General features: G+C 63.7%; 1 protein-coding gene. It reads right to left on the reverse strand.

Translation table 11 applies throughout. The features are described 5' to 3' along the window. Positions 1–140 precede the first annotated feature (140 nt). A partial coding sequence (locus CEK69_RS15125) for a hypothetical protein (protein ID WP_226975179.1) occupies positions 141–761 on the reverse strand: 621 nt, incomplete at its 5' end.

The following is a 761-nucleotide window of genomic DNA, read 5'->3' on the forward strand; positions in this document are numbered from 1 at the left end:
AAAGTGGCCGGTCTCGACGGCGGCGTTGCCCATCAGGTTGGCCAGTTCCGTCGGCGAGGTGATGCCGGAATCGACCGCAGTCTTGAGCAGCAGTGCCGAGCTTTCGTTGAAACGGGGCATGGTTCTCTCCTTGGAATCAATTACTGGACGACGGCGCGGTGCTTGTCCATGGCGTCCTGCAGTTTTTCTGGATCGATCTGCGAGATCGGGGTCCATGCGAAGTCCGCCGGATAGCTGGCGGTTCCGCGGAAGACGTCCATCGCGCCGCTCTGCGGATTCTCTGCCGGTGCCGTGCTGCTCGCTTCCGCCAGATACCAGGCTTTCTTGGCCGGGTCGTACTTCAACGTGTAGGTGACATTGCTGCGCGTCTGCTGGTTGACGTAGACGATTTCCTGCGGCTTCAGGCTCAGGTTGTCGTCCAGGCGCTTCGCGTTGCGCGCCACATCGTTGTAGAGGCAGTCGACCGCTTGCGGGCTACGGTCGGCCACGTTCCATGCCGCATTCGCCTGTTGCAGGACCAGCAGCTCGCAGGTATTGCCTGATGCATCGGCATTGGCGTGGCGGACGATGGCGACGGCATCGGTCCCGCCGTTGCCAGTCAGGTCGTGCTGTTTGAAGGCGAGGATCTGGTCTCCCGGCTTTAGCAAGGGTTGCAGGGATGCCTCCTCTGAAAGCGACGCCGCCGGCGAAGCGGGCGCCTTGGCGGTCGCTGCAGCAGGGGAGGGCGAGTCCGTGCCGCCGTTGGCGGCGTGGTCGGCCGG

This window comes from Xanthomonas sp. LMG 12462 (assembly GCF_009192885.1).
Classification (GTDB): Bacteria; Pseudomonadota; Gammaproteobacteria; order Xanthomonadales; family Xanthomonadaceae; genus Xanthomonas_A; species Xanthomonas_A sontii.